The sequence below is a fragment of the Halomonas sp. JB37 genome (genome assembly GCF_002332255.1).
Classification (GTDB): domain Bacteria; phylum Pseudomonadota; class Gammaproteobacteria; order Pseudomonadales; family Halomonadaceae; genus Vreelandella; species Vreelandella casei.
The window spans coordinates 3,165,002-3,179,081 of record NZ_NRGW01000001.1; the positions used below are offsets into that span (position 1 = coordinate 3,165,002).

The 14,080-nt window shown below is 55.2% G+C and carries 14 protein-coding genes; 3 read left to right on the forward strand and 11 right to left on the reverse strand.

The window, feature by feature from the left end; all coding sequences use genetic code 11:
- Window positions 1-179 precede the first annotated feature (179 nt).
- The 9 genes from tal to CIK78_RS14745 all read right to left on the reverse strand — a co-directional run bounded on the left by tal (window position 180) and on the right by CIK78_RS14745 (window position 10,281).
- A complete protein-coding gene (gene tal, locus CIK78_RS14705) occupies window positions 180-1,133 on the reverse strand; it encodes a transaldolase (RefSeq protein ID WP_096281484.1) in 954 nt (317 codons plus the stop codon).
- Between the two features lie 20 nt (window positions 1,134-1,153).
- Window positions 1,154-2,641 (reverse strand): xylulokinase, encoded by a 1,488-nt coding sequence (gene xylB, locus CIK78_RS14710; RefSeq protein ID WP_096281486.1) that lies wholly within the window; start codon window positions 2,639-2,641, stop codon window positions 1,154-1,156.
- Complete coding sequence (locus CIK78_RS14715) at window positions 2,641-4,128, reverse strand: mannitol dehydrogenase family protein (protein ID WP_096281488.1); 1,488 nt, start codon at window positions 4,126-4,128, stop codon at window positions 2,641-2,643. The genes xylB and CIK78_RS14715 overlap by 1 nt, the downstream gene beginning before the upstream one ends.
- 21 nt (window positions 4,129-4,149) lie before the next feature.
- The gene (locus CIK78_RS14720; protein ID WP_096281490.1) at window positions 4,150-4,821 is read right to left on the reverse strand and encodes an HAD-IA family hydrolase; all 672 of its coding nucleotides are present in this window, start codon (window positions 4,819-4,821) and stop codon (window positions 4,150-4,152) included.
- Entirely contained in the window at window positions 4,818-5,966 is a 1,149-nt protein-coding gene (gene ugpC / locus CIK78_RS14725; RefSeq protein ID WP_096281492.1) for a sn-glycerol-3-phosphate ABC transporter ATP-binding protein UgpC, read from the reverse strand. Before ugpC ends, CIK78_RS14720 begins: the two co-directional genes overlap by 4 nt.
- Before the next feature lie 11 nt (window positions 5,967-5,977).
- Entirely contained in the window at window positions 5,978-6,805 is an 828-nt protein-coding gene (locus CIK78_RS14730) for a carbohydrate ABC transporter permease (protein WP_096282399.1), read from the reverse strand.
- A gap of 68 nt (window positions 6,806-6,873) precedes the next feature.
- Complete coding sequence (locus CIK78_RS14735; RefSeq protein ID WP_096281494.1) at window positions 6,874-7,764, reverse strand: sugar ABC transporter permease; 891 nt, start codon at window positions 7,762-7,764, stop codon at window positions 6,874-6,876.
- Window positions 7,765-7,856: 92 nt separating this feature from the next.
- On the reverse strand, window positions 7,857-9,179 hold the full coding sequence (locus tag CIK78_RS14740) for a sugar ABC transporter substrate-binding protein (protein WP_096281497.1): 1,323 nt from the start codon (window positions 9,177-9,179) through the stop codon (window positions 7,857-7,859).
- A gap of 151 nt (window positions 9,180-9,330) precedes the next feature.
- Window positions 9,331-10,281: a sugar-binding transcriptional regulator gene (locus tag CIK78_RS14745; protein WP_096281499.1), complete on the reverse strand. Its 951-nt coding sequence runs from the start codon at window positions 10,279-10,281 to the stop codon at window positions 9,331-9,333.
- 144 nt (window positions 10,282-10,425) lie between these two features.
- On the opposite strand from CIK78_RS14745, the gene CIK78_RS14750 reads away from it, so the two are divergent.
- The gene (locus tag CIK78_RS14750; RefSeq protein ID WP_096281502.1) at window positions 10,426-10,737 is read left to right on the forward strand and encodes an NGG1p interacting factor NIF3; all 312 of its coding nucleotides are present in this window, start codon (window positions 10,426-10,428) and stop codon (window positions 10,735-10,737) included.
- Between the two features lie 27 nt (window positions 10,738-10,764).
- Here CIK78_RS14750 and CIK78_RS14755 read toward each other — a convergent pair whose 3' ends face one another.
- Entirely contained in the window at window positions 10,765-11,322 is a 558-nt protein-coding gene (locus CIK78_RS14755; protein ID WP_096281504.1) for an NUDIX hydrolase, read from the reverse strand.
- Between the two features lie 94 nt (window positions 11,323-11,416).
- Here CIK78_RS14755 and CIK78_RS14760 point away from each other — a divergent pair, with 94 nt between their 5' ends.
- Window positions 11,417-12,088, forward strand: a complete 672-nt coding sequence (locus CIK78_RS14760) for a CoA pyrophosphatase (RefSeq protein ID WP_176483408.1) — start codon at window positions 11,417-11,419, stop codon at window positions 12,086-12,088.
- Window positions 12,085-12,753: a 2OG-Fe(II) oxygenase gene (locus CIK78_RS14765; RefSeq protein WP_096281508.1), complete on the forward strand. Its 669-nt coding sequence runs from the start codon at window positions 12,085-12,087 to the stop codon at window positions 12,751-12,753. Before CIK78_RS14760 ends, CIK78_RS14765 begins: the two co-directional genes overlap by 4 nt.
- A gap of 16 nt (window positions 12,754-12,769) precedes the next feature.
- Here CIK78_RS14765 and CIK78_RS14770 read toward each other — a convergent pair whose 3' ends face one another.
- Window positions 12,770-13,738, reverse strand: a complete 969-nt coding sequence (locus CIK78_RS14770) for a L,D-transpeptidase family protein (protein WP_096281510.1) — start codon at window positions 13,736-13,738, stop codon at window positions 12,770-12,772.
- Between the last annotated feature and the right edge of the window lie 342 nt (window positions 13,739-14,080).

The window sequence follows — 14,080 nt, forward strand, 5'->3', positions numbered from 1 at the left end:
ACACACTATTGTCAAGCTTACCTTAGTCCAAAGCATTATAGGTTAACGATAAATAGGTTTTTTTGCTGGCGAAACTCACGCGAATCGATACCCCACTTACAAAACAACGCCGCCCCAGCCAATTGGCTGGGGCGGCGTTGTGCTAATACTGCTTTCCTAAACGCGACTAAGCTATCCGGTTAACCAAGCCGTTTATCGATTAACGCTTCTAACTCAAGCTGATCTTCGTGGAAGCGACGAATCCCCTCAGCCAGCTTGTCGTTCGCCATGGCATCCTGATTATGCCCCCAGCGGAAAGCTGATTCGCTTAACGCTGTCGCGGACTTGCCACTGCTTTCGCTAGCATTGATCTGCGCACTGACGCTGCCCTCAGTGGCTTCCAGCTCTTCAAGCAAGGCGGGCGAAATGGTTAACCGCGGACAGCCTGCCAGCGCTAACACCTGGCCCGTAGTACGAAAGCTCGCGCCCATTACCACGGTGTCGTAGCCACCCTGATTGGCTCGCTCACACACGCCCTGCACAAACTGAACGCCTGGGTCGTTTGCAGGGGCGTAATCATTGCCCGTCTCTTTTTTGTACCAGTCGGTGACACGGCCCACAAAAGGAGAGATCAGGAATACGCCCGCATCGAAGCACGCCTGGGCCTGAGCATCGCTAAACAGTAGCGTTAGGTTGCACTGGATACCTTCGCGCTCAAGCGCCTCGGCGGCACGAATGCCTTCCCAGGTAGATGCCAGTTTAATCAGCACACGATCGCGGGCGACACCGCGGGCGCTATAAAGCTCGATCAGCTCATGGGCTTTGGCAATGCTGGCCTGGGTATCGAAAGAAAGACGCGCGGCAACTTCGGTAGAAACACGCCCCGGCACCACGGCTGAAATTTCACTGCCCATGGCGACTGCAAGCCGATCAACGGCATGGCTAACCTGCTCTTCACGACTGCTACCTGAGGCTTTTACGCTGCCCAGCTCTTCATCAATCAATCCTTGATAACCTGCCAGGCTAAAGGCTTTAAGCAGTAATGACGGGTTGGTGGTGGCATCCTGGGGCTGATAGCGGCGGATAGCGTCAAGATCACCGGTATCGGCGACTACCAGCGAATGTTGCTTCAACTGTTGCAACTGACTCGTCATACAATCTCCTTAATAGGCTGTTAGGCGCCGCCATGGCGTTGTTCAAGTGCCGCGCAATAGCGGGCATAAATGGGTTGGTAAGCGGCCACTCTCTCTGGATGTGGGTCAGCCAGCGACTGCGCATCCAAATGCACTAAGCGTTCACACAGCATCTCTAGCGTTACGCCGTTTGCACGCTGATCGCACCAAGCCACCTGGAGCGCAGCGCCTAGCGCTGCCGCATCGGTTATCTCGGGGCAAATCACCTGGGTGCCGGTAATATCGGCCACCATCTGCCGCCATATGGGGCTATTGGCACCGCCACCGATTAGCCTGATCTGGCTCGCGCCAGCGGTGATATCACCCAGTAACTCTAGCCCATAGCGTAGCCCGAACGTGGCCCCTTCTACCACGCCCCGGCATAAATTAGCCTGGGTGGTATTTAAACTAGTTAGACTGAGAAAGTCCGCCGACGCATCAGGCAGCATCGGCACCCGCTCGCCATTAAAAAACGGCAATACGGTAACGCCTTCAGCGCCCATTGGCGCGCTGGCTACTTTCTCACTAAATGCCGCCAGATCTAAACCGAACAGTTCGCGCACTCGCGTGGTGGCTGAAGTAACGTTCATGGTGCAAATAAGCGGCAGCCAGCCGCCGGTACTCGAACAGAAGTTAGCAACCATGGCGCTGTCACATTCGACAGGCGTCGCCGAATAGGCGCAGACGGTGCCGGACGTACCTAGGCTGAGCGTAATCAGCCCTGGGGTGATATTGCCGGTACCAATGGCGCCCAGCATGTTGTCGCCACCGCCAGAAGAGACGACGACCTGATCGCTCAGCCCAAGCTCTCGGGCAACCGCTGGGCGCACAAACCCGGCTGGCTCATGGGCTTCTAGCACGCGGGGCAATACCTTCGCCGGGTCGAGTTCGGGGGCGATTTCAGCAAACACATCCAACTGCCAGCAACGGTTGCGAGTATCGAAATAGCCAGTGCCTGACGCATCGCCTGCCTCCGTAACGCGCTCACCGGTTAACCAGTAATTCAGGTAATCGTGAGGCAGTAGCAGGCTGTCAATTCGTCGATAGGCATTGGGGTGCTGCTCACGAAGCCAAGCGAGTTTAGACGCTGTGTAGCCAGTTTGCAGCACCAGTCCCAGCTTATCCAAACAGCCTACTTCGCCCCCCAAGCGCGCCACTAGGTCAATGTTCTGCGCATTGGTTTCGGTATCGCACCACAGCTTGGCCGGGTAAACCGGCGCACCGTCGGCATCCAGTGCCACCATCCCATGCTGCTGGCCGGATACACCAATCCCCCGCACGTCACTCGCGGGAACTCCTGCGCGCTCCAGCGCGGCAAAGAAAGCGCCTTTAAGGGCCGCTAACCACTCAGCGGGTGCCTGCTCGCGTCGGCCATTTTCGCCTTCATCAAGGCGATGGGGGCAGCTCGCCTCAGCCAGAATCCCTCCCCGCTCAACGTCTACCACGACCACCTTGGTGCTTTGGGTACCGCAATCTACCCCGATATACATCACAACGTTCCTTTGGACACGGCCAGCCCCTCTAGAGTAGCGCGTGCGCCGCGTTCGTGCAGCGCTGTTAGCGCCGCTAGATAAGCGTCAACAAATCGAGGGCTGTCGCTTAGATCGCCAAACAGCTCACGGTTCTCAATAAAGGCCGTGGGTCGCGTGCGGTTCTGCGCGGCAATGGCCATCAAGGGCGCCTTTAAGCGATCAATAATTTCAATAGCTTGGCCCTGCTCATCCACACCCTCAGCATAGCGCGCCCAGCTGGCAACAACAGCGGCACTGCGTGCTATATCACCGCCCTGAGCCAACTGTTGGCGAATTACCGGCACGAGCCATTTGGGAATACGATCAGAGCTTTCGGCGCACAGCCTTGCCAGCGTATCTTTAATTTGCGGGTTGGCGAAACGCTCAATCAGCGTTAATCGATAGGCTTCAAGGTCAACGCCCGGCACTGGCGATAACGTCGGGGTGCCTTCTTCGCACATATAACCCATTAAAAAATTGACGAACAGCGGGTCCTGACACACTTCATGGGCATAGCGATAGCCCGCCAAATAGCCAAAGTAGGTCAGTGCCTGATGGCTTGCGTTAAGCAAGCGCAGCTTCATCAGCTCATAGGGTTCAACATCGTCCACTAGCTGAACACCCACCTTCTCAAATGCGGGGCGCCCCAGGGGGAAATCGTCCTCCAATACCCACTGGGTAAAGGGTTCGCAAACCACCGGCCAAGCATCCTCAACCGCGAAGCGTTGAGCCAGCTCGTCAATATCGACAGGCGACGTGACCGGAGTGATGCGATCTACCATGGCATTGGGAAACACCACCTCAGTCGTTAGCCAAGCGCCTAATTCAGGATCACGCGCCTGAGCATAGGCAGCAAACATGCATTTGGCCACATCACCATTGCCCTGAATATTATCGCAGGACATCACGGTAAAGGGAGCCACACCCCGCGCACGCCGGCGAGCAAGCGCTTCGACGACCAGGCCAAAGCTGCTGGACGGCTGAGTAGGATTGGCAAGATCAGCGCGTATTTGCGGATTATCAACATCGAATTCGCCGCTCACCGGATGAAAGTTATAGCCCCCTTCGGTAACCGTTAGCGACACGATACGAATAGCCGGGTCCGCCATCTGCTCAACCACTGCGTCACCGTCTTCCAGTGCAAACAGGTAATTCACCATGCTGCCGATCACACGCGGCTCATATTGGCCATCAGGATGCTTGATCACCAGCGTATACAGATAATCCTGCGCCGCCAGCGCCTGCTGCATGCGTTTGTCGCCAGCCATCACGCCAACGCCAACAATCCCCCAGTCCAGCGCCTCTCCCTGATTCATCAGTGCATCTAGGTACATCGCCTGATGAGCGCGATGAAAGCCACCTACCCCAATATGCACAATACCGGGCGTCAGTGAACGGCGGTCATAGCCAGGCGTGGCAACATCGGCACTGAGCTTGGCTAGATTGAGGTTGTTAAGTTGGGTCATCGGTATTTCTCCAGTCAAGGCTCACTTGGCGTTGGTCTGCCACTCGTTAACCAAGGCTTCCAAACCACGCATATGGTCTAAAATGCGCCACGCACCGGCGTTAGTCAGTCGTGCTGACTGTTCAGCATCCACATGGCTGGCGCCAACGAAGCCAATCACACACATGCCGGCAGCGTGGGCAGCGGTCACGCCGGAAACGCTGTCTTCTACCACTAAACAGTCTTTAGGCAATTGACCCAGCTGATGCGCTGCGAGCCGATAAAGCGCTGGGTCAGGCTTGGGTTTAGCGACCTGTTCAGCGGTAAAAATCGGTACTGCGCCAAAGGCATCCGCCAACTGCGTGCCGGCAAGCGAGGCCAGCACGCGGCTACGGCGGCTGTTGGAGACAATGGCCTTGGCAAGCGGTATACGCCGGACGGCTTCATCTACACCCTCAATCGCTCGAAGCTCGCTTGCCAAACGCGCCTCAATGGCCGTATCCATTTGTTCGGTGGCATCGAGCGGCAAGGTATGGGTACTTAGCTGTTCAAGGTGACGTAAAATATTGGCGGTGGTCATGCCGAGTGCCTGACTGAGCACCTGGGTGACGTTAAGATCAGGCAACCAGCGCGACAGGTACTCAACGAGGGTATCTTCAGCAAGCGCCTCACTGTCGACCAGCACTCCGTCGCAGTCAAAGATGAGCGTCTTCATGCAGGGTCCTCTGCAGGCGATGGGGCGCGGTTATCATGGCGGGTCAGCGCGGCCAGAGGGTGCTGCTGCAAGCTGGATAACGCTAGACCATCCGCATCGAACAAGTGAGCACGCTCAGGGGCAAAACCAAAATGCACCGTGTCGTGCACTCTATAGGCGACGTCACCATCGGCCATAATCGTGACCAGCTCATCATCCATTTGAACGTAGAGCGAGGTTTGGCCGCCCAGGCGCTCCAGCACTTTAATCTCGCCACTCAGCGGCCCTTGCTCATCAAGTACCAGATGTTCCGGGCGAACGCCTAGCTCAAGCGTAGCGTTGGCGACCAAGTGCTGGCCGTCAGCCGGTACGCTGCGCTCACCGCCACCGGGTAATCGAATACCCACTCCTTCAGGCGTTACGCCGGTCAGCGTTACCGGTAGAAAATTCATTTTGGGGGAGCCGATAAACCCCGCCACAAAGCGGTTGCGTGGATGGTGATAGAGCGTCATAGGCGAACCCACCTGCTCCACCACGCCGTCGTGAAGCACAACGATTTTATCTGCCATGGTCATGGCTTCGATCTGGTCATGGGTGACGTAGATCATGGTCGCATCTAGCTCATCGTGCAGCCGTGCTAGCTCAATTCGCATCTGCACACGCAGCGCGGCGTCTAAGTTAGAAAGCGGCTCATCGAACAGGAAGATACTGGGGTTGCGCACAATGGCGCGGCCAATCGCCACCCGCTGGCGCTGACCGCCCGAAAGCGCCTTCGGTTTGCGATCCAACAGTGGTTCGAGCTGCAGGATTTTGGCCGCTTCCAGCACCTTGGCACGCCGCTCCTCTTTAGGCACGCCCGCAAGCTTCATGCTGAAGCCCATATTGCCTTCCACCGTCATATGCGGATAAAGCGCATAGCTTTGGAAAACCATCGCAAGGCCGCGATCCGCTGGCCCAACGTCATTGATACGCTGGCCATCGATTAAAATATCGCCATCGCTGGCACTTTCCAGCCCGGCGATCATGCGCATCAGGGTCGACTTACCGCAGCCGGAGGGGCCCACGAAGACCACGAATTCGCGATCATTCACCTCAAGGTCGATACCTTTGATTACCTGGGTGTCGCCGAAGTGCTTGGTAATATTGCGCAGTTGTAGTGTTGCCATGAGAAGCTCCTTTACTTGACGGCACCAAAGGTCAGGCCACGTACCATTTGTTTTTGAGTCATCCAGCCCAGTATTAAAATGGGAGCGATCGCCATAGTGGATGCCGCTGACAGTTTGGCCCAGAACAGACCCTCAGGACTTGAGAACGAGGCAATATACGCCGTTAAGGGGGCCGCTTTTGAAGTGGTAAGATTGAGGCTCCAAAATGCCTCATTCCAGCTTAAAATCACCGATAGCAGCCCCGTTGAGGCAATGCCTGGAAGGGTCAGCGGCAATAGCAAAAAGAACACTTCCTGCAGCGTAGAAGCGCCGTCCATCCGCCCTGCTTCTAGAATGTCTTTGGGCATATCTTTAAAGAAGGTGTAGAGCATCCACACCACAATCGGCAGGTTCATCAGCGTATAAATGATGATCAGCCCAGTGCGCGTATCGAGCAGGCCGACATCGCGAAAGATCAGATAAATGGGCACTAGCACGCCCACTGATGGCAGCATTTTAGTGGAGAGCATCCACAGCAAGGTGCCTTTGGTGCGCTTCGTCGGCAAAAAAGCCATGGCGTAGGCACACGGTATCGCAATCAGCAGTGCCAAGAAGGTAGAGCCAAAGGCTACCGCTACGCTGTTAAGCGCAAAGCGTGCATACCCAGAGCGCTCGTGTACGGCCTGATAGCTTTCAAGCGTCGGGGAAAAAATCAGCGTCGGGTCGGCAATCGCCGCTGTTTCTGTTTTGAATCCGGTCAGTATCATCCAGAAGATCGGAAAAAAGATCACCAGGGCAATTGACCAGCCCAGCACGGTTATAAAAGCCCGCTTTGCCTGTGCTGACCGCCACCCCGTCATCGAGTGTGGCGCAGCCGTTTTGGAACGTAATGTTGTCATTGCAATGCTCCCAAGACACAAGTGCCGGTCTAGTCTTCCAAGTTTTTGGCCACCATACGGACCAGGAAGATCGCCACGATATTGGCAAGGATGATGGCAATCACCCCACCGGCGGACGCAGTGCCCACGTCAAAATCCAGTAGCGCACGGATATAAATCAGGTAGGCCAAGTTGGTGGTCGCTAAACCAGGCCCGCCCGAGGTCGTCACAAAAATTTCCGCAAAAATAGTCAGCAGGAAGATCATTTCAATCATGATCACCACGCTGATCGCGCGCCTTAAGTGCGGTAGCGTAATAAAGAAGAAGATAGCCAGCGGCCCCGCGCCATCCATGCGCGCAGCTTCAACTTGATCCTCATCCAGTGACTGCATGGCGGTGAGCAAAATCAACAGCGCAAAGGGCAGCCACTGCCACGCGACAATAATCACGATGGACGTTAGCGGTAATGCCGAAAACCAGTCGACCGCCGGCAGTCCAACGGATTCAAAGAGCCATGCCAGCACCCCGTTAGACGGATGCATCATCATGTTTTTCCACACCAGCGCACTGACAGTGGGCATGATGAAGAAAGGTGAAATAGCCAATACGCGAGCAATACCACGACCCGCGAACTCCTGCTGAAACAGCACAGCCAGAAGCGTGCCGCCCACTACGGTAATCGTCAGCACCCACCCCACTAGCAGTAGGGTATTGATCATCGAGCGCCACAGCGCAGGGTCAGTTAACAAATACTCATAGTTTTCTACCCCGGCAAAGCCCGTCATGCTGGGCATTAGCAGGTTGTAATGCTGAAAGGAGAACCAGAGCGTCATGCCTAATGGCACAATCATCCACAGCAGCAGCAGCGTTACAGCGGGCGCCTGAAGGGAAAGCGTTCTTAACCCGCCGACCGTACGGCCAGAAGCACGTTTTTTATTCATGGAAATACCTGCGAGACAACAGACTTGCGAAAACACCGACAAAACGCCTGCCCTTATATGCTAACGGCCAAGTAAGGGCAGGCGTTGGCTATTTATCGTTCGATGTAGCCAGCTCGCTGCATGGTGCGCTCGGTAGCGCGCTGGGCACCGTCTAATGCCTGCTCAACCGTGGTATCACCGATTAAAGCCGCTGCAATGCTTTGCCCAACCTGAGTGCCAATCGACTGAAATTCAGGAATATTGACGGTCTGTACGCCAACATAAGGGTTTGGCTCAAGGGTTGAGTCGTTAGGGTTCGTTTCTTTGATAGCGTTAAGTACGAAATCAGCAAACGGAGCCGCGTCGGTGTACTGCTCATTGGCATAGGTAGACTCTCGGGTTCCCGGCGGTACGCTGGTCCAGCCATTGGTTTCGCCGACTAGCTCAATGTATTCCTGCGACGTTGCCCAGGTAATAAACTCAAGCGCAGCCTCTTTATGCTCAGAGGAGGCAGGGATAGCCAGCGCCCAAGACCACAACCAGTGCGAGCCCTTAGGCGTTTCAGCGATGGGGGCTGGCGCAAAGCCAAGACTATCCGCGACGTCAGACTCGTTAGCATCGTAAAGCTTGCCTGCCGCTGACGTGGCATCCACCCACATGGCGCAATTGCCTCGTGAGAACAGCGCTAGGTTTTCATTGAAGCCGTTAGAGCTAGCGCCTGGCGGGCCGTAGTTACCCAGTAGGTCAACATAGAACTGAATGGCATTGACCCACGCCTCGGAGTTGAGTTCTGGGTTCCACTGCTCATCAAACCAGCGCCCGCCATAGGTGTTCACCAGCGTTGTGATGAGCGCCATGTTCTCACCCCAGCCTGGCTTGCCGCGCAGGCAGATCCCAGCCAAACCCTCTTCGCTGCCGTGAAGCTCTTCGGCCCAGTCACGCACCTGCGCCCACGTCGGCTGCTCCGGCATTTCTATACCGGCTTGCTCAAACAGGTCTTTGCGGTAATACATCATCGAGCTTTCAGCGTAGAAAGGCAGCGCGTGAAGCGTGCCATCCAAGCTCAAGCCATCGCGCACCGAGGCTAGCAAGTCGTCCTCAGCGTACTCGTCTGGCAAGTTATTCAGCGGCTCCAGCCATTCTCGCTCAGCCCAGATCGGCACTTCGTAAGTACCGATCGTCATCACGTCAAACTGACCGCCACCGGTGGCAATATCGGTGGTCATACGCTGGCGCAACACGTTTTCCTCAAGCACTACCCAGTCTAGGGTAATGTCGGGATGCGCTTCCTCGAAAGCCTCCGTGAGGCTTTGCATGATCACCATATCGTTGTTGTTTACCGTCGCCACGGTAAGTTCTGTTTGCGCCTGGGCGTTTCCCGCTATAGCAATGGCGGCGGCTAGCGTGGTGACGGGCAAGTGACGTGCGAGTCGCATAAAGCACTCCTATGGGCATGTATTGGCATTGTTGTCGCCTTGATCTTATTGATCATCAACCAAACAAATGATCGTACGTAAGCCAAAAAAAAGCAAAGCCCATGGGCTTAGACTTTACGCTAACCTAGTGTCTGCTACGCGCACTGACGCGTTATAACGCTTCTACAATCTGCCTTGCGGCGACCTCATCGGTCACCAATCCTTTGAGCCAACCACCGCGCAGCGCTGCGCGAATGGCCGGCGCTTTTTCACGCCCACCTGCAATGGCGACCATGAGATGTTTACCAAAGCGCTCTAAGGGAAGGCTAGTAACGCGGCGTGTAATCGAACAGTCAATGACGTCGCCATCACTGTTAAGCGGCCACCCTAATAGCTCGCCCACCGCTTTTAAGCCCAACAGCTCATCCAGCTCGCTTTCGCTAATGAAGTGGTCTCGAAACAGCGTGGCCTGCCGGTCGATACGCCCTATGCCAATGAAGGCGGCTTCTGATTCTGTAGCCACGTCAGCAATCGCCTTGAACAGTCGCTGCGTGAGCATCGCCTCTTTCTCGCCCAGCGACCCAGCCACTATCGGCGTGGGCAGCAAAAAGCGTTCTCCGCCGGTTTTATCAGCCATCAACATGACGGCGTCGTAACGGTTCGTCGAGCCGTCCCTAGCGACATTACCCACCAGCGACACAAAGCGATGCTGTGGACGTTCAACGCGCCTGAGCGACTCCACTGCGGCGCGCACCGAACGCCCAGAGCCTAACGAAAGCGTTAACGGCTCACTGCGTTCAACGAGTTTGGCAATACGTTCTGCGGCGGCTACCGCTAGATAGGAAAGTGCGCTGTCAGGTGCGTGATTATCAGCAGGTACCACTTCGCAGTAGTCTAAGCTAAAACGATCACGCAGCGTGCGGCCTAGCGCCATACAGGTGGAAATAGGATGATCAATATGGACTTTGACCAATCCTTCCTGTCGCGCCAGGGCCAATAACCGCTGTACTCCCGGCCTGGAGACGCCTAGCTGGTAGGCAATTTCATCCTGCGTCATTCCGCCCACGAAGGACATCCAGGCGGCCCTGGCGGCCTGATCCAGCTTAACCTCGAATTTATCCATACGCTGCTCTCTCAATGTTAATTTACGTGTCATCATACAAAGGTAATGCCGAGATCAGAAGTCACCTATTCGTTAATAGAAAAGCGGCGCTAATGGGCAAATGGTATATCGCTTCACCACGCTCACACTACTTGGAGACCATGCATGTATAAACTGGCTTTTTACGTACCCATCGACGATGCCGAAAGCGTTAAACAGGCCGTATTTGAGTCCGGCGCTGGGCATATTGGCTTGTATGAGAATGTCTGCTTTCAAACCCGCGGCACGGGCCAGTTTCGGCCAACGAAAGGCACCAATCCGCATATCGGCACGGTCGGCAGTTTGGCAAGCGTTGAAGAGTTCAAAATCGAGATGATATGCGACGAGGCCCATATTCACGGCGCTATTGCGGCCTTGAAACTTGCCCACCCCTATGAAGAAGTCGCTTATGATGTGTGGCTACTCGCCGATTTGTAACACGTGCGCCCGCTTATTTTTAGCCGTCTAGGCGCTGCCTAAATAACGCTCGCGGTCTTCCGGTGTCACCATGCTGATGTGCAGCGGGAATTCATCATGTGGGCGATCCGCGTAAAAGTGACGTAACGTACGTTCAATCGTAATGAAAGCAAGCTCATCCCAAGGGATTTCATGCTCTTCAAACAAGGCAACGTCGAGGCTTTCTGGCCCGGCACTAAAGCCGCCGACTAATTCGGCACGAAAAATCATAAATACCTGATTGATATGGGGCAGATCAATGAGCGTATACAGATTAGCCAGATCGACCTCGGCACAGGCCTCTTCCCGCGTTTCCCTGGTAGCCGCCTGCGGGGTAGATTCAGCATTTTCCATAAAGCCAGCAGGCAATGTCCAATAGCCCTTGCGCGGGGCAATCGCGCGTTTACAGAGCAATACTTTGCTACCGCTGACCGGCAGCGTGCCGGCCACGATGCGTGGGTTTTGATAATGGATCGTACCGCAGGCATCACACAGGTAGCGTGGGCGATCATCGCCTTCAGGGACGGCAAAACGTACTTTATCACCACACTGGCTACAAAAATTCATCGCGTATTCTCAACGGCTAGTGAATAGAAGCCTCGACGCGCTTGACGTCAATGGCCGCTGCTGGGTAAAAGAGAACAAAGTCACTGGATACCCTATGTTAGAGAAACTGCGTCAACAGCTGCAACAACTGACTCCTCGGCGTTTGGATCACATCGTGATGCCCGAAGCCGCCGTGCTTTTACCCATTGTCGAACGTCCAGAGCCAACCTTACTATTTACCCGCCGCGCAAGCCACTTAAGCACTCACAGCGGCCAGGTGGCCTTTCCAGGGGGTAAGCGTGAACCTTTTGACAGCGACCTCTACGCAACGGCCCTGCGCGAAGCTGAAGAGGAAATTGCCCTTGACCCTAGCCTAGTCGAGCCGCTGGGAAGGCTGTCGGATGTCATTTCACTACATGGGATTCGCGTTACCCCTTGGGTTGGCATTATTCCGCCTGATTTACCGCTGGTTGCTGACCCAGGTGAGCTTGACGCTATTTTTGAGGTTCCACTTAGCCACTTTTTGGATGACTACCGCACCCATACCGATGTCATTACCGTCGATGGCGTTGCTCACTATGTACCCAGCTATCACGTCGATGGCCATGTCATCTGGGGGCTGTCGGCAATGATGCTGGTGGAATTACTGGCAGAGGGCTTTGGCATGCCCATTGATTTATATCAACGCCCGCAGGGCCCGCTACAGCATTATCCTGAACGCAAAAGCCGGCTTCCTAAGTCATCTGCCACGCCTTCTCGCCCGGCGCCACCGAGACCCAACAAATGACCCCGATCGCCACAACGTCGTCACCCGTGCTGCAAACAGCAACGCAAAATGCCCTGGTGGATGCACTGGTCGAGCAGGGCTGGTATGTGGGCCGCGAGGTTATTGACCTTGAGCTATGTGATGCGCTGAATCACGAGCTTTTGCACCGCGCGGCCTATAATAAATTAGATGAAGCGGGGATTGGCCGAGGCAAGCAGCATCTGCTGCGTAAAGATATTCGCGGGGACGCTATTCACTGGCTGGATCGTGGAAGCGCCGCTCAGCGGCGTTACTTAGATGCCATGAGCGAGCTACAGCAGGCGCTTAATCATGCACTGTTTTTAGGTCTGTTCGAGTACGAAGCGCATTTTTCCCACTACCCCCCCGGCGCTTTTTATCAACGCCACGTAGATAGTTTTCGTGGCCGCGCCAATCGCGTGATTTCCACTGTCAGTTACTTAACGCCCGACTGGCCAAGCGATGCCGGTGGTGAAATGGTGATCTACCACCCGGACGACTCCAGTCTTGAGATCGCCCGGGTAGTGCCCGAAGCAGGCACCTTCGCCTGCTTCTTGTCTGAAACTATCGCCCACGAAGTGCTTCCCACCCGCCAGTCGCGCACCAGCATTGCAGGCTGGTTTCGACGCAATGCCTCGCTAGGCGGCGTACTTGACCCCGCACGCTAGCGGGGAAAACGCTGAACTAGCTGAGAGGAACGATCTGGCCGTTGGATTGATCTAGCACCTCCCGCACCTGCTCATAGTCGACGCTACGCGGATTGCCGCCTTCGTATTGCTCAATTAAACCAACGACATTTAATAGCGTTTCCATGCCATAGGCCTTTTCGTCTGTCGAGGTAAAGGCCTGCACAAAGCTTTCATCGTTGGCGCCCCAGCCTAGCTTGATTGGTGCATCGATAATATTGACCTGGGTACCCACCGGCACGCGCCAGAACACAGATTCAATATCTTCAGGATACATGCGGATGCAGCCTCTGCTGGCGCGCATACCAACACCATCTGGCTGGTTAGTGCTGTGGATCATATAGCCTGGGATATCCAGCAGCATGGTGAAGCGGCCTAAAGGATTCTCAGCACCAGGAGGTACCACGGCGGGTGCTGGGTCGCCACGTTCGGTCGCCTCACGACGAATTGATTCAGGCGGATACCAGGCCGGATTCTCAAGGCGCATGGTCGTTTTCGTAATTCCCAGCGGCGTATTAAAGGCGTCACGCCCGATGCCGATCGGATACGTTTCGACACGCGGCGTTTCGCCAGCCTTAACATCGGGATAGTAATAAAGGCGCAGCTCGGCCACGTTAATCACAATGCCCGTACGCTCCTCATCGGGAAGAATGAACTGACCGGGGATCGTCACCTCGGTTCCCTCCCCCGGCACCCAAAGGCTGACATCAGGATTAGCCATACGAATTTCTTCGTAGCCCACGTTGTGAGCACGGGCAATATCCATCAGCGTATCTTCTTCTGTGGCTGCGACGGTGGAGACCTCGCCGACCATATTGCCGTTTTCAGGCAGCGGATAATGCCCTCGAGGAGAGTCACTGCCGCTGGCAGCAGCAGACGACGCCAACAGCCATGCACCCAGCGTTATACTGCCGAGCCACAGTTGCTTAACACGCGTTAAGGGGTAGCGCCTAGCAGTCGATATCATGGGTTTTCCTTTTTATGCGGCCTTGGCCTGACATTCACGGCAGGTAAGCTGAAAGCGGTCATTTGACCCGGCAATATGAGCATTGTCAAAGAGTAGGTCAACTCGGTAGATTGTCGCATGGCAGCGGCACGGCGGCCCTAAACACTCACATAGCCTGCTAAAAGTTTTAATGAAACGATTGTATTTCTGAACACAGCGACTAAACTGTTAATTGCCTTAGTGCAACTAAGCACAAGGCGGCGTTAATCATCTTACGCAGTTAGTACAGCTTAATATCTAGCTTGATTTGATGATTAATAAAACTAGGAATAGTAGCGGCAAGAAGATTTCCAGCGCAAGGCA